The sequence below is a fragment of the Christiangramia sediminicola genome (assembly GCF_031344135.1).
GTDB lineage: Bacteria > Bacteroidota > Bacteroidia > Flavobacteriales > Flavobacteriaceae > Christiangramia > Christiangramia sediminicola.
In genome coordinates, this window is record NZ_JAVJIU010000001.1 from 523,674 (window position 1) to 543,792 (window position 20,119).

The 20,119-nt window shown below is 38.0% G+C and carries 17 protein-coding genes; 6 read left to right on the plus strand and 11 right to left on the minus strand.

Features of this window, described 5'->3' with window-relative positions:
• The first annotated feature begins 32 nt into the window (after nucleotides 1–32).
• The 3 genes from RE431_RS02455 (at nucleotide 33) to RE431_RS02465 (ending at nucleotide 5,650) form a co-directional block, all read left to right on the plus strand.
• Nucleotides 33–2,525, plus strand: a complete 2,493-nt coding sequence (locus tag RE431_RS02455; protein ID WP_309560369.1) for a DUF5686 and carboxypeptidase-like regulatory domain-containing protein — start codon at nucleotides 33–35, stop codon at nucleotides 2,523–2,525.
• 67 nt (nucleotides 2,526–2,592) lie between these two features.
• On the plus strand, nucleotides 2,593–3,105 hold the full coding sequence (locus RE431_RS02460) for an inorganic diphosphatase (protein ID WP_309560370.1): 513 nt from the start codon (nucleotides 2,593–2,595) through the stop codon (nucleotides 3,103–3,105).
• A 133-nt stretch (nucleotides 3,106–3,238) separates the two neighbouring features.
• Nucleotides 3,239–5,650, plus strand: coding sequence for a sodium-translocating pyrophosphatase (locus tag RE431_RS02465; protein ID WP_309560371.1), 2,412 nt, complete (start codon nucleotides 3,239–3,241; stop codon nucleotides 5,648–5,650).
• A 52-nt stretch (nucleotides 5,651–5,702) separates the two neighbouring features.
• Here RE431_RS02465 and RE431_RS02470 read toward each other — a convergent pair whose 3' ends face one another.
• A complete protein-coding gene (locus RE431_RS02470; RefSeq protein ID WP_309560372.1) occupies nucleotides 5,703–6,095 on the minus strand; it encodes a hypothetical protein in 393 nt (130 codons plus the stop codon).
• Between the two features lie 384 nt (nucleotides 6,096–6,479).
• On the opposite strand from RE431_RS02470, the gene RE431_RS02475 reads away from it, so the two are divergent.
• Nucleotides 6,480–6,728, plus strand: a complete 249-nt coding sequence (locus tag RE431_RS02475; protein WP_309560373.1) for a DUF7218 family protein — start codon at nucleotides 6,480–6,482, stop codon at nucleotides 6,726–6,728.
• A gap of 102 nt (nucleotides 6,729–6,830) precedes the next feature.
• Nucleotides 6,831–7,868 (plus strand): App1 family protein, encoded by a 1,038-nt coding sequence (locus RE431_RS02480; RefSeq protein WP_309560374.1) that lies wholly within the window; start codon nucleotides 6,831–6,833, stop codon nucleotides 7,866–7,868.
• Between the two features lie 66 nt (nucleotides 7,869–7,934).
• Here RE431_RS02480 and RE431_RS02485 read toward each other — a convergent pair whose 3' ends face one another.
• Both RE431_RS02485 and RE431_RS02490 read right to left on the minus strand, forming a co-directional pair.
• Nucleotides 7,935–8,603, minus strand: a complete 669-nt coding sequence (locus RE431_RS02485; RefSeq protein ID WP_309560375.1) for a sterol desaturase family protein — start codon at nucleotides 8,601–8,603, stop codon at nucleotides 7,935–7,937.
• A gap of 12 nt (nucleotides 8,604–8,615) precedes the next feature.
• Nucleotides 8,616–9,230, minus strand: a complete 615-nt coding sequence (locus RE431_RS02490; protein ID WP_309560376.1) for a deoxynucleoside kinase — start codon at nucleotides 9,228–9,230, stop codon at nucleotides 8,616–8,618.
• A gap of 179 nt (nucleotides 9,231–9,409) precedes the next feature.
• Here RE431_RS02490 and RE431_RS02495 point away from each other — a divergent pair, with 179 nt between their 5' ends.
• Complete coding sequence (locus RE431_RS02495; protein ID WP_309560377.1) at nucleotides 9,410–10,357, plus strand: DUF302 domain-containing protein; 948 nt, start codon at nucleotides 9,410–9,412, stop codon at nucleotides 10,355–10,357.
• Here RE431_RS02495 and RE431_RS02500 read toward each other — a convergent pair.
• The 8 genes from RE431_RS02500 to RE431_RS02535 all read right to left on the minus strand — a co-directional run bounded on the left by RE431_RS02500 (nucleotide 10,354) and on the right by RE431_RS02535 (nucleotide 20,050).
• Nucleotides 10,354–10,707, minus strand: a complete 354-nt coding sequence (locus RE431_RS02500) for a DUF6122 family protein (protein WP_309560378.1) — start codon at nucleotides 10,705–10,707, stop codon at nucleotides 10,354–10,356. The two genes, RE431_RS02495 and RE431_RS02500, sit on opposite strands and share 4 nt — an antisense overlap.
• Nucleotides 10,708–11,040 carry a DUF202 domain-containing protein gene (locus RE431_RS02505; RefSeq protein WP_309560379.1) on the minus strand — a complete coding sequence of 111 codons (333 nt, stop codon included), beginning with the start codon at nucleotides 11,038–11,040 and terminating at the stop codon, nucleotides 10,708–10,710.
• A gap of 2 nt (nucleotides 11,041–11,042) precedes the next feature.
• Complete coding sequence (locus RE431_RS02510) at nucleotides 11,043–12,848, minus strand: SLC13 family permease (protein ID WP_309560380.1); 1,806 nt, start codon at nucleotides 12,846–12,848, stop codon at nucleotides 11,043–11,045.
• A 27-nt stretch (nucleotides 12,849–12,875) separates the two neighbouring features.
• The gene (locus RE431_RS02515) at nucleotides 12,876–16,178 is read right to left on the minus strand and encodes an amidohydrolase family protein (protein WP_309560381.1); all 3,303 of its coding nucleotides are present in this window, start codon (nucleotides 16,176–16,178) and stop codon (nucleotides 12,876–12,878) included.
• Between the two features lie 92 nt (nucleotides 16,179–16,270).
• Nucleotides 16,271–17,179, minus strand: coding sequence for a threonine ammonia-lyase (locus RE431_RS02520; RefSeq protein WP_309560628.1), 909 nt, complete (start codon nucleotides 17,177–17,179; stop codon nucleotides 16,271–16,273).
• A 95-nt stretch (nucleotides 17,180–17,274) separates the two neighbouring features.
• Nucleotides 17,275–17,721, minus strand: a complete 447-nt coding sequence (locus tag RE431_RS02525) for a universal stress protein (protein ID WP_309560382.1) — start codon at nucleotides 17,719–17,721, stop codon at nucleotides 17,275–17,277.
• 18 nt (nucleotides 17,722–17,739) lie between these two features.
• A complete protein-coding gene (locus RE431_RS02530) occupies nucleotides 17,740–18,669 on the minus strand; it encodes a 2-hydroxyacid dehydrogenase (RefSeq protein WP_309560383.1) in 930 nt (309 codons plus the stop codon).
• Nucleotides 18,670–18,685: 16 nt separating this feature from the next.
• A complete protein-coding gene (locus RE431_RS02535) occupies nucleotides 18,686–20,050 on the minus strand; it encodes an acyl-CoA dehydrogenase family protein (RefSeq protein WP_309560384.1) in 1,365 nt (454 codons plus the stop codon).
• Between the last annotated feature and the right edge of the window lie 69 nt (nucleotides 20,051–20,119).

Consider the following 20,119-nt stretch of genomic DNA (forward strand, 5'->3'; position numbering starts at 1 on the left):
ATCTTTTAGATGAAGTTTTTTTTTATCCTATAATGAGCAAACAAGCCTACTTTTTATTCATATTTTTTATCGGTATCAACTTTCTCCAGGCGCAAACTAAGGTTGGAGGAGTAGTAAATGATGATGCCGGAAAAACCGTTCCTTTTGCCAATGTTGTTTTTGCCAATTCTTCAACCGGTACAACTACCAATGAAGATGGAGAATTCTACCTTCAATCTGATGCGAATTTTGATACGATCATAGTTTCTTTCATCGGCTACAAAACTTTGGAAGTTCCTTTAGAGTCCTCTGTAAATCTGAAAATGGAGATCACTCTGGAGCAGGAAGCGTCCAGTCTCGATGAGGTGGTGATCTATCGTGGAAAAACTTCAAAAAAGAACAATCCTGCCATAGATATCCTGAAAAGGGTATGGGAAAACAGGAGAAGCAACGGAGTGAAAGCATTTGACCAGTATTCATATAAGGAATATGAAAAACTGGAATTCGATATCAATACCATAGATAGCACACTCATTGAGAGTCGTATTTTTAATGGTATGGAATTCATATTTGATTATGCCGATACAAATAATGTCACCGGTAAGACCTATTTACCCATGTTCATAAATGAATCGCTAAATAAGGTCTATGGTGATAATATACTGAATCAGGAAAAAGAAGTTCTACTGGGAAATAAGAATTCAGGATTTAGCCAGAACAGAAACCTGATTGAATATGTGAAAGATATTTATGACGATTATGACATTTATAAGAATTACATCAAATTCTTCGATAAGAGCTTTGTAAGTCCTATTTCCACCACCGGGATTGATACCTATAATTATGTGTTATCTGATAGTGCTTATGTAGACAATAAATGGTGTTATAATATTGTCTATTATCCAAGGCGGGAAAATGAGCTGACCTTTAAAGGAGATTTCTGGGTAAATGATACCACCTGGGCGGTTAAGAATATCAATCTTGAAACTACCAAGGATGTAAATATCAACTGGATCAAACAGGTATATATAGAACAGGATTTCAAAGTTCTTAATGATTCAGTATTTGTTATTACAAAGGATTTTTTCATGGCAGATTTTGGTCTGAACAAGAAAAAGACCAGTAGGGGTATTTATGCGAAAAGGACCTTATTATATGATGAATATGAATTTAATAAGGAGAAGGCTGCTTCATTCTACCAACAACCGGTTTATAATCCACAATCTGAAGCTTACAGTAGAAGTGAAGAGTTCTGGGCAGAGAATCGAATGGAAAGGTTGAATGAAGATGAGGAAGGTATTTATGTAATGCTGGATAGTCTTACCAAAACAAAAGCTTTTAATAGATTATATGATATCGCTACCATCGCTCAATCTGGATATGTAGAATTTGATGGCTGGGATTACGGCCCTGTTTATTCCACCTTCGGATTTAATGATGTGGAAGGAGTTAGAACAAGGTTTGGAGGAAGAACATACTTTGGACAAAATGATCCCTGGAGGATAGAAGCTTACGGTGCGTACGGATTTAAAGACAAGAAATTCAAATATGGAATTTCAGGAAAGGTATTACTGGATCATAAATCCAGGTTGATTCTAACAGGAGGAAACAGGAGAGATGTTGAACAGTTAGGAACGAGCCTTACCAATTCAACAGATGTTCTTGGAAGAAGTCTTGCTTCCTCATCATTATTGAATGTTGGTGATAATGATAAATTGAGTTCTATTAATCTGAGTGTTTTCGCGATCGAAATGGAGCCATTGAAGAATTTTAAGGTTAGGGTGGGAGCGAATTATCGGGTTTTAAAACCTGCTTCTCCTGAATTCAGCCTCGACTATTATGTGGACGAAGATAGAACGATCGTTGATTCTGAAATTAACCAGACTGAACTTTCCACTATTTTAACCTGGACTCCGGGTAGAAAGGTTTCAGGTTTTGGAGTGGAACGAAATGTTATTAATGAAGAAGATTTTCCTACGATATTCCTGAATTACAGTCTGGGTATTAAAGATGTCTTCAAAAGTGATTTTGAGTATAAGAAATTGCAGTTCTTTTATAATCAGCCTTTGTTGGTTGGTGGTCTCGGAAGATCTAATGTTAGTCTGGAGGCGGGAAAAACCTTTGGAGCTATACCTTTAGGACTGCTAAGCGTGGTTCCAGGTAACCAGACTTATTTTGCACTATACAATACTTTTCCAACCCTGGATTTCTACGAATTTGTAACCGATTCTTATTCAGCGATCCATATCGATCATAATTTTAATGGTCGTATTTTTTCAAGAATTCCGTTACTTCGTGAGCTGAACTTGCGTGAGCTTGTCGGCTTTAGAGCGGTTTACGGAGATATTTCTCAGGAGAGCCGTGATATCGATGCTTCAGGTTTGCCATTGATCGCACCAGATTCAGATCCCTTTTATGAATACAGTGTAGGTATAGGAAACATCTTTAAAGTCATGCGATTTGACGTCCATTTCCGTGGAAATTATTTTGATAATCCCGATGCCAGATCCATGGCATTTACAATAGATTTCGGATTTCACTTTTAGTTAAGGTTTTAAAGATCAGAATTAACTATATTTGCAGCCTTTAATTTTAATGAAGAAAACAAAAACAATGTCTGATACTTTTGATGTATTGATCGAGATCCCAAAAGGGAGTAGAAACAAATACGAATATGATTTTAAATTAAAGAAGGTACGTTATGACAGGATGATCTTCTCTTCTATGATGTATCCTGCAGATTATGGTTTTATACCAAACACTTTAGCACTGGATGAAGATCCACTAGATGTGCTTGTATTGGTTACAGAGCCTACCTTCCCTGGAATAGTGATGGAAGTTAAGCCTATTGGTGTATTCCACATGGCAGATGAAAAAGGCCCTGATGAGAAGATCATCTGTGTGCCGGTTTCAGATCCTATCTGGAATAGACTTAATGACCTTAAGGAATTGAATGGTCACATGATCAAGGAGATCGAACATTTCTTTAAAGTGTACAAAGATCTTGAAAAGAAAAAGGTTGATACCGGTGATTTTGGAGATGCTAGTGAAGCACGCGAGATCATTAGACAATGTGTTGAGCGTTTTGAGAACTATGAAGGTGATAAATCACGCTTCGGTATATAATCATAAATATTTTCCATATATATTGAGATATTAAAAGCAATAACCTTAAAAAGTTATTGCTTTTTTAATTATTGCTGAATTTACTACATTAGCGGGCATTAATAAATAATTAACAAATTAACCTAGCTAAAATATGGAAGCAATAATGATTTATATGCCTGCTGTGCTGGCGGTAATCGGACTCATTTATATGTGGGTCAAAAGATCCTGGGTGATGAAACAGGATTCCGGAGACGGGAAAATGAAAGAAATCTCATCTCACATCTATGAAGGCGCCCTCGCCTTTTTAAAAGCAGAATATAAATTATTAACTCTTTTCGTGATTGGTGCCAGTGTTGCATTGGCTGCTATTGCGTACTTTGTGCCTACCACACACTACCTTATTATAGTTGCATTTATCTTTGGAGCCTTTTTTTCAGCTCTTGCTGGAAATATGGGGATGAAGATCGCAACCCAGACAAATGTTAGAACAACCCAGGCTGCCAGAACCAGCCTTCCAAAAGCTTTAAATGTTTCTTTTGGAGGAGGAACCGTTATGGGACTTGGAGTTGCTGGCCTTGCCGTTCTAGGTCTTACCGGATTTTTCATTCTTTTCTTCAACTATTTTATGGGAGGAGAATGGACAAATACAGAACAGATGACCGTGGTTCTGGAAACCTTAGCTGGTTTCTCATTAGGTGCTGAATCTATCGCGCTTTTTGCTCGAGTAGGTGGCGGTATCTATACCAAAGCAGCCGATGTTGGAGCCGACCTTGTTGGAAAAGTAGAAGCTGGAATTCCTGAAGATGATCCGCGTAACCCTGCAACCATAGCAGATAACGTTGGAGACAACGTAGGAGATGTTGCCGGAATGGGTGCCGATCTTTTCGGTAGTTATGTGGCGACCGTTTTGGCTGCGATGGTTCTTGGTAACTACATCATAAAAGACATGGGAGGAGATATTACCTCTGAAGGTTTTGGCGGAATAGGACCAATTCTTTTACCAATGGCCATTGCCGGTGCCGGAATTATTATTTCTATTATCGGAACGTTACTCGTTAGAATTTCTTCTAATGACGCAAAAGAAGCTGAGGTTCAGAAAGCTTTGAACATCGGAAATTGGGTTTCTATAATACTGGTTGCTATTGCAAGTTATTTCCTTGTAACCTGGATGTTGCCTGCAGAACCTATGACCATGGGATTCTTTGTTGGAGGCCAGGATGGTTTTGAGATGGTTTCTATCAGCTCTCTAAATGTATTTTACGCCTCACTTGTAGGTATTATCGTTGGTGGAGTGATCTCGGCAGTTACCGAATATTATACAGGTCTTGGTAAAAAGCCGGTTCTTGGAATTGTTCAGAATTCAAGTACCGGAGCCGCGACTAATATCATCGCCGGACTTTCAACCGGAATGATCTCAACTTTCTTTTCAATATTACTATTCGCTGTGGCGATATGGGCATCATATGCTTTTGCAGGATTCTACGGAGTAGCGTTAGCGGCTTCAGCTATGATGGCTACTACAGCCATGCAACTTGCTATTGATGCATTCGGACCAATTGCTGATAATGCTGGTGGTATCGCTGAAATGAGTGAATTGCCTTCAGAAGTTCGTGAAAGAACAGATATTCTTGATTCAGTAGGAAACACTACTGCCGCGACTGGTAAAGGTTTTGCAATTGCTTCGGCAGCATTAACCTCTTTAGCTCTTTTCGCGGCCTACGTAACCTTTACCGGAATAGACGGAATTAATATTTTTAAAGCTCCAGTTCTCGCAATGCTATTTGTAGGAGGAATGGTGCCGGTAGTTTTTTCTGCCCTGGCTATGAGCTCAGTTGGTAAAGCAGCCATGCAAATGGTTAGAGAGGTTAGAAGACAGTTCAAAGAAATTCCTGGTATCATGGAAGGAACAGGAAAACCTCAATACGATAAATGTGTGGCGATCTCTACTGAAGCTGCACTTAAAGAAATGTTATTACCTGGTGTGATTACCATTGGATTCCCGATTTTGATCGCTTTCCTGCCAATGTTATTCGGTTACGAAAATGTTCTTATTGCCGAAATGCTTGGAGGATATATGGCTGGAGTAACGGTAAGCGGTGTACTTTGGGCTATTTTCCAAAATAATGCCGGTGGAGCCTGGGATAACGCTAAGAAATCATTCGAAGCTGGGGTTATGATCAATGGTGAAATGACCTATAAAGGATCTGATGCTCATAAGGCAGCGGTAACTGGTGATACGGTAGGTGATCCTTTCAAAGATACTTCAGGACCATCAATGAACATACTTATTAAGCTTACCTGTTTGATCGGTCTTGTGATCGCTCCGATTCTTGGAGGACATACTGAAGGTGATATTCCAAATCAGGAGGAAACGGTTATGGTTTCTGATGTTAATTCTGAAATGATCTCGAAAGAAGTTAAAATGGAGAAGAACTCTGAAAATGATTATGTAACCGCATACGTTGTAGTAACTAAATCTGAAAACGGAGAAGAAATTACTGAGACTTTTGAATTTGAAGGAACAGAATCTGAAGTAAGATCCAAAGTAGATGAGATAAAATAGATCATCATTTACTATAATAATTAAAAACCTCCACTTACTAGTGGAGGTTTTTTTATGCTACGGGATATTTCATCACACCCGAATTATTCATATTGGTTAGGTTGTTCTTGATCTTGTGTTTATGTTCCAGTATTAATTCTCGAATTATAGCATGGTTTGTTTTAGGCAGGTATTTATCATATTTCTTGAAAGCCTTCCATTCTCTTCTATGGATATCGGCAAATTTATACTTGAGCTTATATTTCAAATAGAATTGAGATAACTCACATTTTTTTCTTCTATAAAAGGATAAAGTTTTCGGATCCAGTAATGGTGATATTTCCTTTTTTAGTCTATCTATATTTTCTTCTATATCTTTAAGGAAATCCAGTTTTTGCTGGTAAATGTTCGCATAAAAACTTCTCAGCATTAATCTCTTTTCGTCCTCTGACTTGATTCTGTACATATAAGCACTTTTATAATTCAGCACCCTTAATTTTTCAAGTAGTTTTAATGTTTTTTTCTTCTCCCCAACATGCATGATTCTTCCTCCGTTTTTTGACGATTTCTGATTTTAATATTTTCAAATTTAAATTTAGAACCAGCCTACCAAAAGAGCCAGGTTTTTAACCTAATTAACGCTCTATTATAAAATTTTTTAGAGCCCGAGGTTAGAAATAATGCAAAGACTCAGTAAACACATTTCAGAATATTCCAACCTACTAATAAACTCTTAATTTTAGAATTTTCCTGTTAATTACAAGCGTTAAACTCTGGTTAATCTCATTTTACAGCGAAAGAATTAATGCTTTGAAATCGTAAGTTTATAGGTAATTAAATTATTTGAATTATGGCAAAAGATCACGGCCCAAGTATTAAGAACGATGAACAGTATGAGGAATTGGTGAAGCAGGGTATGAGCAAGCAAAAGGCAGCTCGTATTGCTAATGATCCAGATTCTGGTAAAAAAGGTGGTAAAGCTGAAAAGTATGAAGAGCGAACCAAAGATGAGCTTTATCAGAAAGCGAAAGAAATTGGTATAGACGGAAGAAGTAAAATGTCCAAAGATGAACTTATAAAGGCTCTTCGGAATAATTAAACCGGAAATTGTACCTCAGATATTAAATGTTTTATAAAACTTATATCTGAATTTAATGCTCTTCAGAAATAAGACTAAATTGACTTCAAAGCTTCAGTTTTAATGATAAAACGTTTTAAAAAGATCATTGGAAGATACCGAAAACTTGAACAGGTATATATAATTCCTTATCGCAGTTACGGCACATTCTCTCATTTGTATGTAAAAGGAAGGGCTCTGGACAATGAGCCATTAAAGATCGTAAAAGATCAGTCTATTTACAGAACCATCAAAAATACCTGGAAACAATTCGATAGTTTTGAAATTCCAGATGCAGAGATAGAATTAAGAATTCCAGATAAGATCACTTTACAAGCCAAAACCAATGATGAAGGCTATTTCCTTTTTGATAAGACTATAGAAGAAAATCTATCTGAACATGCTTCGGATGAAGGTTGGGTAGATTACGAGATCTTTTACAGAAGCGAAGTTAAGGGAAATACAGAATTGATCGCGAATCCGTTTAAGGGAGAATTTCTGGTGCCGCAGGTAGATGCCGAATTTGGGGTGATTAGCGACATCGATGATACAATTTTGCATACGGGTGTTACTTCATTCTTAAAATGGCGCTTGCTTAAAAACTCCCTTTTAACCAATGCTTATAAACGTATTCCGCTGAAGGATGCGCCAGATCTTTATCAAAAATTACACAAAGGTAAAAGCGGTAAGAATAAGAACCCGATGTTTTACCTGAGCAATAGTCCTTGGAATATGTATGAATACTTAAAACTCTTTTTAGGTTTCAATAAGTTTCCAAAAGGGCCAATTTTATTGCGTGATTTTAATACGCCATTTGAAAGCACTTTAAAACCGGAGAAACCTCACAAACAAAAAGAGATCATTAGCATTCTAAAGACTTACCCAGATCTAAAATTCATTTTGATAGGGGATAGTGGAGAACATGACGCGAGCATTTATACAGATATCGCTGCGCAATATTCAGACAGAATTCTGGCGATTTATCTTAGAAGTGTAAAGCATAAAAAGAGGATGGAAAGGGTTAGAAGTATCATTGATGAATTTGATACTGTTCCCGTTCTGCTGGCTGAAGATTCTAATGAAGCAGAAAAACATGCCCGTGAGAATGGATTCATTCAATAACTGAAACATAAGTAAAAAGAAAAATCCCGGTTGATGCCGGGATTTCTTATTTATAATATTTTCTTACTAACTCGGGTCTATACTCGTACCAACCGCAGCTCGATTGCTGTTTGGTGATTTTCTTGGCATAGTTCTAAAGATCTGGTCCCATAACGGAGAAGATACTCCGAAAGCTCTGTCTGGCTCTCTATAATGGTGAATACTATGATGATGCCATAAGATCTTTAAGAAGTTACCAGGCACCTTGAATGCATGTACAGAATAATGTACTGCAAGATAGCCTGCATATCCAATTAGAAATCCCGCAAGGAATCCAAACACATAATCTCCTAAAACTGCACGGTAAATAATGAATAATACCGTAGAAATGATCAAACTTAAAAGTGGAGGCATGGCAAGTCTTGATTTATCTTTCGGATAATCATGATGAACACCATGCATGGTATAAGATAATTTCTGCTTTCTGGGTGAAGTGGCAGGAATGTGATATAAATACCTGTGCATAACATATTCAATGAAAGTAAAGAAGAAAAGACCCGCCAGGAACAATCCTATCATCGCTGGTGCTTCAAATCCTTTTTCTATGATTCCGTAATAAACCAATGCTGTGGCGATAAGGCCAAAGATGATCAATGGTATGGAAATATGGGTATGCGTTAATTTCTCAAGTATAGGGTTGTCAAATAACTTTGGTGATCCCTTATGCTTAGGTCTTTTTAATTTTGTCGATTCCATGTTCATTCTCTTTTAAAAAAGTCCGTGTAACTCTCCATCAATACGGTTGATAATATCACCAAGGTCTTCAGGATTGTCTACAAAGTTAATATTATCTACGTCAATAATCAGCAAATTTCCTTTATCGTAATTATGCACCCAGGCTTCATAGCGTTCATTCAGCCTGCTTAGATAGTCTATAGATATCGTGTTTTCATAATCTCTACCACGGCTATGTATCTGAGCAACAAGATTCGGGATACTACTTCTAAGATAAATTAGAAGATCTGGTCCCTGCACCACACTCTCCATCAGATCAAATAAAGATTTATAATTTTCAAAATCTCTATTGGTCATTAATCCCATCGCGTGAAGGTTTGGCGCGAAAATATAAGCATCTTCATAGATCGTTCTGTCCTGAATGATCTTCTTTCCACTCTCACGTATTTGCAAAATCTGTCTGAACCTGCTATTTAAGAAATAGATCTGAAGGTTAAACGACCAACGTTCCATTTTGTTGTAAAAGTCTTCTAAATACGGGTTCTCAAGAACGTCTTCAAACTGTGGTTCCCAATTATAATGTTTTGCGAGTAATCTGGTTAGAGTGGTTTTTCCTGCACCAATGTTTCCGGCGATGGCTACATGCATAATTTGATTTCTTAGGCTGAATTAAGGACTGTAAAGATAAAATAATTGAGTTAAAATGGGAGAAATCCGGCTCGGACTAAAGATATTTTTTTGCGATGCTTAACAATTGGCAGTTAAAAAATATTAATTAATTGAAATACAGTATTTTATAAAACTATTTTAATAAATAATAAAAGAATATGAAGAAGTTATTTTTAGTTATAGGTTTGATCGCAGGTTTCAATTCCTGCTCGCAAAATGAACCGGCAGATTCTTTAACTATTGCAGATGCAAAAATTGAAATCCCCAATGAAAATAAAGTTTTTCCGGTTGGGACAGCATATACCAGAAGTCAGGTTGCTGCAGAGGGAGCTTACAATCAGCTAAAGCAAAACCTGGTAAAAAATGATGCAATTAGTATTGTCGCTGAAGTTGATCATTCAAAAAATGCCAGGATGGTGAATGAAAAACTGGATTACACCAAAATCATATTTTTTGGAAATCCTGTGCTTGGAACTCCATTAATGCAACAAAATCAACTTGCCGGCCTTGACCTTCCTCAAAAGATCCTTTTCTATAGAAATTCAAAAAAGAATGACATAGCTTTATATAACAGTATGGATTATTTGAGTTCAAGACACGAACTGCAATGTCTTGAATCTCTGGAAAAAATTTCTGGAGCCTTGCAAAATCTTGTTTCTGGAGCAACTAAAACTGAAATAAATTATGCTGCGGAACAAACGGTAGGTCCTGGAGAAGGGATCATAACCAAAACGAGTTCCAATAATTTTGAAGATACTTATAGCCGATTGAAGAATGTACTAAATGCTAATGAGAATATTTCAATAATCGCAGAGCTGGATCATAAAAAGAATGCCGAAAGTGCCGGTCTGGAACTTAATCCAACCAGGATCATAATATTCGGTAATCCTCAACTTGGAACACCTTTGATGCTGGAAGAGCAAAGTATTGGCCTAGACCTTCCACAGAAAATGCTGGTATGGGAGAATGATGAAGCTGAAGTTTTTATCTCCTACAACGACCCATTCTATATAGCTGAGAGGCATGATATCGAAGATAATCAGGATGTTCTTAATACAATTTCAACTGCTCTGAATAAGATTTCAGATGAGGCAATCAATAATTAAAAGAAATCCTGTAAACAGGTCGCGCATTTTGCATAGGTCCAAATACAATCTATTAGGTCTGTAAGCATATGAAAAAATAAGCCGATTGATATCAACCTGATGACCTTGTGTTTTATAAATATCATACCTAAAACATATGCGGTAATCGCTAATTCAGAATGTAAAGGGTGAAATCCTATACCGCAGCGTTCCGGATCAAAAATAGGATCGGCGAGCAAATGATCAAGGTCTACCATCATAGTAGCTGCCAAAATAAGCCAGTATTTTAACCAGTTATTTTTATCATAAAAATACGCGATCGCTCCAATGACAAAGAAATGAAGGGAATAATGAACAATTTGCTGGATCACTTAATTCGAATTTTTAGATGCTTCATGATCATCATCTCTTAATAACCTATTAAGCTTTCTTTCTAATGCGATATACCTGGATATACCAACCAGAAGAAATACGATACAGATAAATAAAGATAGATAACCCACCCACATAAGGCTTATTCCCTGGTAATCTTTAATTTGAAGAAGAGCCAGGCCACTAATGAGCAGATAAATGGAAGCGCGTATATATGAAAGTAACGTGCGTTCATTGGCCAGCTTTGTTCTTTCCAGGGCAAGATGCTCCCGAACAAGCTTTTCATCAATTACTCTGGTCTTAAATGGATTGTGGAGTTTAACTCTTCTCATATTTAAAAAGGAAAAAATATTGGGATCACAAATGATGCTGCAACCCAGATTATAAAGTTAAGAGGAGTTCCGAACTTTAAAAAATCTCTGAACCTATAATTTCCCGGAGCATATACCATAGTATTTACTGGATAACTTACCGGAGTCATAAAGGTAAGGGAACAGGCAAACATTACACCTATCAAAAAAGGCTTTTCACTTACCTGCATTGCCGCGGCGAGACTAATAACAATAGGCGTCATAAGAGCTGCTGCAGCTTTGCTGGATAAAACATTAGTGGAAAGAAAAGTAAACAGGAATATCAAACTCAGGGTCCACCTGGGATCCATGGTTCCAAGTGATTCATAAATGTATTGAGAAATGATATCTGACCCACCGGTTTTTTCAAGGGCTTTACCCATGGAGAGTACACCTGCGATCATAAATATAACTTTCCATTCAATAGCTTCGTAGGCTTCCTGAGGTTTTAAAATAGTCAGGGTTACCAGTAATAAACTACCGATCATAGCACTTATCAGGATCGAGGTTATATTGAATGCAGCGGCGCTTACCACACCAATGACGATCAAAAGAGCAGGTATAGCCTTTTTATAATCAACTCTTCTACCTTGGTATTCTGAAAGGGTAACGATCAATTTTTCTGCAGTTAGCAAGGATATAGCCTTTTCTGAAGCGAACAAAAGCATCATATCACCTTCCCTTAAAACTACATGAGAAACATCTTCTGTAATTGTTTCCTTGCGATGTCTTATTGCCAGGACAGACGCATAATAAGTACTTCTGAAATTGAGTTGTTTTATAGACCTTCCCGCAAGTTCTGAACCGTAGGGGATCATCACTTCATAGATTTTCTTGTCTTCGTGAGGATTTACGTTATTCGCACTAATCTTATCGTTAGGTTCAACATCATGAACATTTTCCTTATCACCGATCACTTTTAAACCTTTGCGCACTTTTAATTTTGCAAGATTCACAGGATCTACCAATATTCTGATGAGGTCACTTTCACGTAAAACCGTCTCTCCATTGATCTCATAGACACGATAATGTTTTCTTTTAATTCTGAGAATCTGAACTTTAAAATCGTTTACAAGTTTTGACTCGGAAATAGATACATCTACGTCGTCACAACTATTGAGAAGCTCTATTTCAGCCATATATTTTTCGGCTTCTTTTTTTAATCCCGCTTGATCAGGGAGGTCTCTTTTAGGTAATAATATTGGCCCGACTATAAAAATGTAGGTCATACCGATGGTAAGCAGGCAAAGTGCTGCCAGTGAAAACTCGAACATTCCGAATGGCTCTGAGCCCAACTTTTCCGCATAACTACTAACAAGAATGTTGGTGGACGTACCAATTAGAGTACAGGTGCCTCCAAACAATGCTGAAAATGAAATAGGAATCAGTAATCTTGCCGGGCTGATATTCGCTTCTCGACAAACCAACAGTGCTACGGGTATTAGGATAGCAACAACAGCCGAATCATTGATAAATGCTGAAAGTACAGCGGAGGTAATACAAAGGGAAACCAGAGCCAGGAAATAATTGATTCGGGCGATCTTTATAAGTTTAGCGCTTAAGCCATCGATTACGCCCGATTTAAAAACCGCAGCGCTCACCACGAACATACAACCAAGCGTGATGGTAGCCGGATGATTAAATCCGGAAAAACCTTCTTCAGGACTCAATACACCTGAAACAATGAATAGGGCCATAATGATAATGGAAGTGGTATCTATCGAAAAATAATCGCGCACAAAGAGAATGATCCCTATGATGATAATCGCGACTGTTAGATACAATTCCATAATCCCTGGTCTATCTCATGCTATGCATTAATTTTTTGTGCCATGGCAAACGCAAGTAGGTCTGGTGAAGCTTTGGGTGCTTTCGTGCCATTGGAAGGCCGAGTTGTATTTATTATTTTCCCAGTAAAAGTTAGTTCTTTCTTTCGGTTCATTCCCTATCTGGTTCATAGTTTTTGCATCGAAAAGTCTGCCGTTAACCATGGTATAGATGATAGACTCAGAATTCCTGATGTCATCTAACGGGTTTTTTTCAAGAACAATAAGGTCTGCGAGTTTACCTTCTTTTAAGGAACCAATTTCCTTATCCATTCCAATGTATTGCGCACCATTGATGGTCGCTGTTTTAAGGGCTTCCATATTACTTAAACCACCCATTTGAAGTAGCCAAAGTTCCCAATGTGCTCCTAAACCCTGAAGTTGTCCGTGAGCACCCATATTTACTTTTACACCTTCATCGGCTAGTGCTTTGGCAGTTTTAGATACCAGGACAGGTCCGTTTTCGTATTCTTCTTCAGGTAATTTAGTTCTATGTCTTGATCGTGAATCTACAAGTTCTCTTGGAGTGAAAGTAAGTAGCCTTTCATTTTCCCATACGTTGGATTTATCATAAAAAATATATTCACCATTAATTCCTCCATAATTTACGATAAGAGTAGGAGTATAGCCGGTATTAGATGCACCCCATAAACTAAGTACATCCTTATAAACCGGCGCAACCGGAATATTATGCTCTATTCCTGTGTGACCATCTACGATCATGTTCATATTATGGAAAAATGTAGAACCACCTTCCGGAACTACATTCATATTAAGCTCTTTTGCCGCAAGAAGAACCTGTTGTCTTTGCTCACGTCTTGGCTGGTTGTAGCTTTTAACTGAAGTCGCCCCAAATGCTTTTGTTCTTCTAATCGCCGACCTTGCATCTTCAATGCTGTTGATCTCTGCTTTAAAATCTCCATCAGCACCATATAAAATGATCCCTGTAGAATAAAGTCTTGGGCCAACCATATCACCGCTTTTGATCAATTCTGCAATTCCGAATACCGTTTCACTTAATGCCGAAGGGTCATGCGCGGTTGTCACACCAAAAGCAAGATTGGCGTAAGATGGCCAGTGTTTCTTTGGAGTTAGTCCGTATCTAAAAGCACCAATATGAGCATGAGAATCAACGATTCCCGGCATGATTGTTTTGCCTTCTACATCATATACTTTTGCTGAATTCGGAACGTTTACTGCACCTGAAGCTCCTATGGCTTGGATCTTATTTCCTTTAATAATAATGCTCCCATTTTCAATAACTTCATCATTATTCATGGTTATGATGCGAGCATTGGTGAAAGCGATAATTCCTTCAGGTACATCAGTCTTTATTTGCAAGCCTATTTTTGTTCCCTTTTCGGTAATTGGAGCAATAGAATCTGGTGAATTCTTCAGAAAAGTGAACCTCTTTTCAATATCATTCGTAAAATATTCATCTCCTAAAGTCCAGTGTATATTTCTGCTATTATTAGACCAGTGTAAATTCACTCCCGCATCTTTGGTTACCTGTGTAACTGGAAGGGTTTTAGAATCTGGGGTAAGCTCAACCGGCTGACCGGTCATGGCAAACGGCGCCACATAGGCCTTGTGCAGATTGCTGAAAAGTATCCATTTATTATCCGGACTCGGCAGAATTCTATTCGCATATTTTGAATTGATATGGGTTCTTTCATCCTTACCATTAAGATCTACACTTTTCAGACTTTTTGTAATACTTCCAAAGAAATATCCACCGGTTTGATAGAATATCCTGGAATCATCTTTATTGAAAATAGGGAAAAGACCTTCTTTAACTAGTCTTTTTTCATTCTGTCCTTCTGCAGACATGGTATAGACACCAGGCTCCTTCGTAAAGGTTTGTCCCTGGTCGCTATTCCCACTTTCCTTCGAAAAAACGATCATTTGTCCGTCATTCGAAAATGATGGGTTTCTGTAAATCCCTTTTTTGGTTGTCAGGGTTTTTTCTGAATTTCCCGATAATGATACGGTTTTGATACTTCCCAATTCTGAATCATCCCAGGTTACATAAATAATATTTTTCCCATCGGGTGAAAATGAAGGTTCGAATTCAAAATCATCTGAATCTGTAATTCGTTGAGGTTTCCCGTTTGGAAGTGATTTTTTCCACAGATATCCAACCGCGTTAAAAACTAAAGTTTTTCCATCTGGAGAAGTTACCGCGTGACGAATCACCTTAGCGTCAAATTTTTCTGAAAATACCTGGTGATCTGCCTGAAGTGTTTCAGCGATCTTCAATTCGTTAGATACTTCGAATGGAATTTCTGAAACCTCATAATTTTCAATATTCACTTTATTGATCTTACCGTTCGCCCAGAATATTAATTCCTGGTTATTCGGCATCCAGCTATAATTTGGATAAACTCCGAAGATCGCCCATGCCTCTTGTTGATCCTTACTTAATTTATCGAAAACTGGCCATTCTTCACCTGTTTCAAGATCATGAATAAAGAGAACCGATTTTGTTCTGATACGTTTTACAAAGGCAAGTTTAGTTCCGTCAGGAGAGACTTCAGGTCTGGCCGCTCCTCCCGGACCACCGGTGATCGTAATTGTTTCGCCCGTTTCAAAATCATATCTTTTTATAACATAGATCTGCTTGTTCGGGTCTTTGTTATATTGAAAGTTTCCTCCAGGATACATGTCTTCACTATAAAAGAGATATTTCCCATCTGAAGTGATACTTGGTTCATTTACATCCTGCTGATCATTTTTGCGTTCAGTAAGTTGTAAACCGGCTTTTGCTGCAATATGATATTGCCACATTTCTCCAGCACCTAGTGATCTGCCTGATGTAAAATGTTTTCTCGCGATCAGTGAGTTTCCATCAGGAGTCCAGACCGCATTATTCAATAACCTGAATTTTTCTTCAGTGATCTGCTCAGTATTTTTACCATTGGTATCCATTATCCAGATATTATCACCCCCGCCGGCATCACTCGTAAATGAAATTTTAGATCCGTCAGGACTGAATCTTGGCTGAACTTCATATGGAATTCCAGATCTTAAGATTGTGGCTTTTCCGCCTTTCACTGGCATTTTATAGATATCTCCCAGAAGATCAAAAACGATTGTTTTTCCATCTGGGCTAACGTCCAGATTCATCCAGGTGCCTTCATCGGTATCAAGGTTTAGGATTTTGAATTTCCAGTCATCGGTATAAGGGTCAGAAACATCCCAATTCTCTTCCTTTTTTTCGTCTTTTTGAGCGAAAACAGAATTAAAGCTGAAAATAATAAGTAAAAGGATTGAAACCTTTAAGTAATAATGCATGATTGAGTAGTTTATAGTATTTAAATATACAGCATCTTTCAATTTGTTGAAAGTTGGCCTGTTTATTATTTTCTATAACTACCTAATCTGGCTTAGAATGGAAGTTTGCTTAGATCTACATTTCCACCAGAAATGATGATCCCAACCTTCTTATTTTTAAAGTTCTCCTTTTCTTTTAAAATGGCCGCAAGCGGCACGGCGCTAGAAGGTTCTACAATGATCTTCATGCGTTCCCAGATAAGTCTCAGGGATTCTTTGATCTCAGTTTCAGTCACCCTGATAATTTTGTCTACATGTTTCAGGATAATTGGGAAATTCTGGTCTCCTAGTTGAGTTTTAAGTCCATCTGCCATTGTATTTGCAGATTCATTGGTTTCTATTTTTCCGCTTTTAAGAGATCTCCATGCATCGTCTGCTTCCATAGGCTCACCACCAATACATTTGCAATTATTTCCGAAATATTTTACTGTAAGAGCTGTTCCGGCGATGAGTCCGCCACCGCCAACAGGACAGACTACATAATCAAGATCGGGATAATCTTCAAGTAATTCCATCGCAGCGGTTCCCTGCCCTAAGATCACATCCAAATTATTTGACGGATGAATAAAAGTAGCGCCAGTCTCTTCCTGAATTTTACTGGCTGTTTCTTCACGGTCTTTTAGTGTTGAAGGGCATTCTGTAATCTTTCCATCATAAGTTCTTACGGCAGCTTTTTTAACTTCCGGAGCAGAATCTGGCATTACGATATAAGCGGGGACATTGAGATTTTTGGCGGAAAGAGAAAGCGCTTGGGCAAAATTTCCAGAACTGTGAGTGACTACTCCCTTTTGCTTTTTTTCTACGGAAAGATTCAAAATAGCATTGGTAGCTCCTCTCATTTTAAAGGCTCCCATTTTCTGAAAATTCTCACATTTGAAGTAAAGCTCACATTCAGAAATTTGATTAAGAAGACCTGAAGTTAAAATAGGTGTTCGATGGATATGGGGCTTCACCCTTTCCATGACTTTTTCCAATTGAGACTTCTCTATATTCAAGATTTGTAAGTTTAGAGTGAAAATAAAAATTCCCTGAGGATATCAGGGAATTTTGCTAGACTTTATTCTTCAATAGGAATTGTGAGCATGGGAATCTCAGCTTTTTTTATGAGCTCCATGGAGACACTTTCCTGCAAAAGATTGTGTAAAAAGCTATGCTTATGGGTACCGACGATCAAAAGATCTACATTTAATTTCTGAGCTTCACTAAGAACTGTTTTTACGGTTGATCCCTGAATGAGTAGAGCATCAGCCTGAACTTCTTCGCTTATAAAGTTTTTACAGATCTCCTGAAGATTATGATGTTCTTCACGATATTCTTCAGCCTTAATATCACGTATGTATTGTGGTCCAGGTTCGTAACCTACAAAATCGGGTTCAGGATCGGCTACGTGGAGCACCCATACTTTTGAACCAAATTTCTGTGCCAGGCTATCGGCGTAAACCATCAGTTCCCCAATACTGTCATTAAAATCTACAGCAACCATGATATTCTTAAATGTGTCCATCTGTAAAAGCTTAATTGGTTAGTAACCTTTATCTAATTCCACTTTGTTCTTCAGTGGTTCTTCCTCTTTCATCCTGTCATAGTTCTCAGCAATTTGAGGAACTACAGATTCAGGCATAGTTAAACTTGCGATGTGGGGAGTAATATTGATCTTTGTATGTTCCCAAAATGGATGTTCATCTGGTAAAGGCTCTTCTCTGAATACATCTAAAGATGCTCCAGAAAGATGTCCATTATCTATCATTTCCATAAGGTCATGCTCTACTAAATGTTCACCTCTACCAACGTTGATAACATACGCGCCTTCAGGTAGCATGTCAAAAAGATCAGCATTCAGGATATTTTCAGTATCCTCAGTTAATGGTAATAAACATACTAGAATTTCGGAATTCTGAAGAAATTCTTCCAATTGATCTTTTCCGAAGTAACTTTTTACATTCTCACAGTTCTTCTCGGTTCTGGACCAACCATTTACCTTAAAGAAATTTTTGTGCAGTTTATCTGCCACGGCATTACCAAGGACTCCTAATCCCATAATTCCAACAGTAGTATCCTGTGGTCTTTTATATTGAAATTTTTCCCATTCCTTTTTATTCTGAGATTTTACATAGTGATGTAAACCTCTAATGTGATTCATTACCTGGCTCAGTACAAAATCACCCATATCTTCCGTAAGCGTATCATCTACTACTTTGGTAATTTCTACACCTTCGGGCAAGGCACTATCGCTTAATATATGATCTACTCCTGCGCCCATGCTGGCAATTACCTTTAGATTCGGATAGTTCTTATACAAACCTCTAGGGTGGTTCCATGATAAGGCGAATTCAACTTCCTCAGTATCATGATCTTCAGGATAAACATAAACATTCATTCCAGGGTGCTGATTCTTTAAAGCATTCACCCAGTTTTCCGGATCCTTCCCCGGACATACAATCAATACAGACATAATTTTTCTTTTCCTTTTAGCTTACAAAGGCACTGTAACCAGTAATGGCACGACCTACGATAAGCGAATTAATTTCTTTGGTTCCTTCATAACTGTAGATCGCTTCGGCATCTGCCACAAATCGAGCTACATCATATTCAAGTAAAATTCCGTTTCCACCAAGTACCTCACGGGCCCGGCTAACAACATCACGCATACGCATGCTACAATACACTTTGGCAAGACTCGCATGTTCATCTGTTAAAAGATCCTGATCCTGCATTTCAGACAATCTGAAAACTAGAGTTTGCATTGCCGTAAGATTTGACAGCATTTCTACCAGGTGATTCTGGATCAATTGGAAAGAAGCTATCGGCCTTCCAAATTGTTCTCTTTTCTTGGTATACTTTAAGGCGCTTTCATATGCTCCTCTAGCACATCCTACCGCCTGCCAGGCCACTCCGGCTCTGGTCATTCTTAAAACGTTGGCAGTGTCTTTAAAGGAATTGGCATTTTGTAGCCTGTCGCTTTCCGGAATTTTACAATCTGTCAAAGTGATAATAGCATTCTGAACTATTCTAAGCGCCATTTTATCTTTGATCTTTTCGGTTTTAAAACCGGGATTTTCTTTTCTAACTAAAAATCCCTTCACCTGATTGGAGTCTAAATCTCTTGCCCAGATAATAGTTACATCGGCAAAAGTTGCATTTCCTATCCATTTTTTCTGTCCGTTCAGGACCCAGTTCTCTCCATCAAATTTGCAGGTGGTTTCTAGTCCACCGGCAACTCCAGAACCTACATTTGGTTCGGTAAGTCCAAAGGCACCGATCTTTTCCATTTTTTGCATCTGGGGTAGCCATTCCTGTTTCTGTTCCTCACTTCCGCATAAATAAATTGAGCCCATTGCTAAACCACTGTGGACTCCAAAAAATGTTGAAATAGATACATCAACCCTGGCAATTTCCTGGGCGATTATCCCTTCCATTAAAAATGGGAGGTTAGGGCATCCATATCCTTCATAAGGAACTCCCACGATATTAAGGTCTTTGAATTTCTCAATAACCTCAAATGGAAACTGGTCTTTCTTCCAGTATTCATTGACTAATGGCCTAATTTCATCCTCCATGAAATTGCGAACCTTCAACTGAATTTCACGTTGTTTCTCCGTGAGTTTAAGATCCAGATTATAAAAGTCGCCATCGATGGGAGGGAGATCATGCTGACCTTTTTTCCGTTTTGATTTTAACATTTTCATCAATCCGGCCAGTTGACGTTCGTCTAAACTTCCTAAAGATTTCATGGCATCTGCCAGATCTATTTTTTCATTGATCTTGGCTAATTGATCCATGTCAACCGACTTTAGAAGGTTGATAGTGTTTTTTACTTTTTTGAATATAGACATTAGAAAACCGGTTGGTGAGTTTTAAAAATAGGAATTAATAAAGCTCGCTGCTGTTAAGGTTTTCCGAAG

Bases quoted from the DNA above. Each gene is read 5' to 3' on its own strand.
- RE431_RS02485 (WP_309560375.1), bottom strand. From the start codon at position 8,603: ATGGAATCGACAAAATTAAAAAGACCTAAGCATAAGGGATCACCAAAG.
- RE431_RS02475 (WP_309560373.1), top strand. From the start codon at position 6,480: ATGGCAAAAGATCACGGCCCAAGTATTAAGAACGATGAACAGTATGAG.
- RE431_RS02490 (WP_309560376.1), bottom strand. From the start codon at position 9,230: ATGCATGTAGCCATCGCCGGAAACATTGGTGCAGGAAAAACCACTCTA.
- RE431_RS02535 (WP_309560384.1), bottom strand. From the start codon at position 20,050: ATGTCTATATTCAAAAAAGTAAAAAACACTATCAACCTTCTAAAGTCG.
- RE431_RS02465 (WP_309560371.1), top strand. From the start codon at position 3,239: ATGGAAGCAATAATGATTTATATGCCTGCTGTGCTGGCGGTAATCGGA.
- RE431_RS02525 (WP_309560382.1), bottom strand. From the start codon at position 17,721: ATGGACACATTTAAGAATATCATGGTTGCTGTAGATTTTAATGACAGT.
- RE431_RS02510 (WP_309560380.1), bottom strand. From the start codon at position 12,848: ATGGAATTGTATCTAACAGTCGCGATTATCATCATAGGGATCATTCTC.
- RE431_RS02520 (WP_309560628.1), bottom strand. From the start codon at position 17,179: ATGGAAAGGGTGAAGCCCCATATCCATCGAACACCTATTTTAACTTCA.
- RE431_RS02470 (WP_309560372.1), bottom strand. From the start codon at position 6,095: ATGTACAGAATCAAGTCAGAGGACGAAAAGAGATTAATGCTGAGAAGT.
- RE431_RS02505 (WP_309560379.1), bottom strand. From the start codon at position 11,040: ATGAGAAGAGTTAAACTCCACAATCCATTTAAGACCAGAGTAATTGAT.
- RE431_RS02455 (WP_309560369.1), top strand. From the start codon at position 33: ATGAGCAAACAAGCCTACTTTTTATTCATATTTTTTATCGGTATCAAC.
- RE431_RS02460 (WP_309560370.1), top strand. From the start codon at position 2,593: ATGTCTGATACTTTTGATGTATTGATCGAGATCCCAAAAGGGAGTAGA.
- RE431_RS02530 (WP_309560383.1), bottom strand. From the start codon at position 18,669: ATGTCTGTATTGATTGTATGTCCGGGGAAGGATCCGGAAAACTGGGTG.
- RE431_RS02480 (WP_309560374.1), top strand. From the start codon at position 6,831: ATGATAAAACGTTTTAAAAAGATCATTGGAAGATACCGAAAACTTGAA.
- RE431_RS02515 (WP_309560381.1), bottom strand. From the start codon at position 16,178: ATGCATTATTACTTAAAGGTTTCAATCCTTTTACTTATTATTTTCAGC.
- RE431_RS02495 (WP_309560377.1), top strand. From the start codon at position 9,410: ATGAAGAAGTTATTTTTAGTTATAGGTTTGATCGCAGGTTTCAATTCC.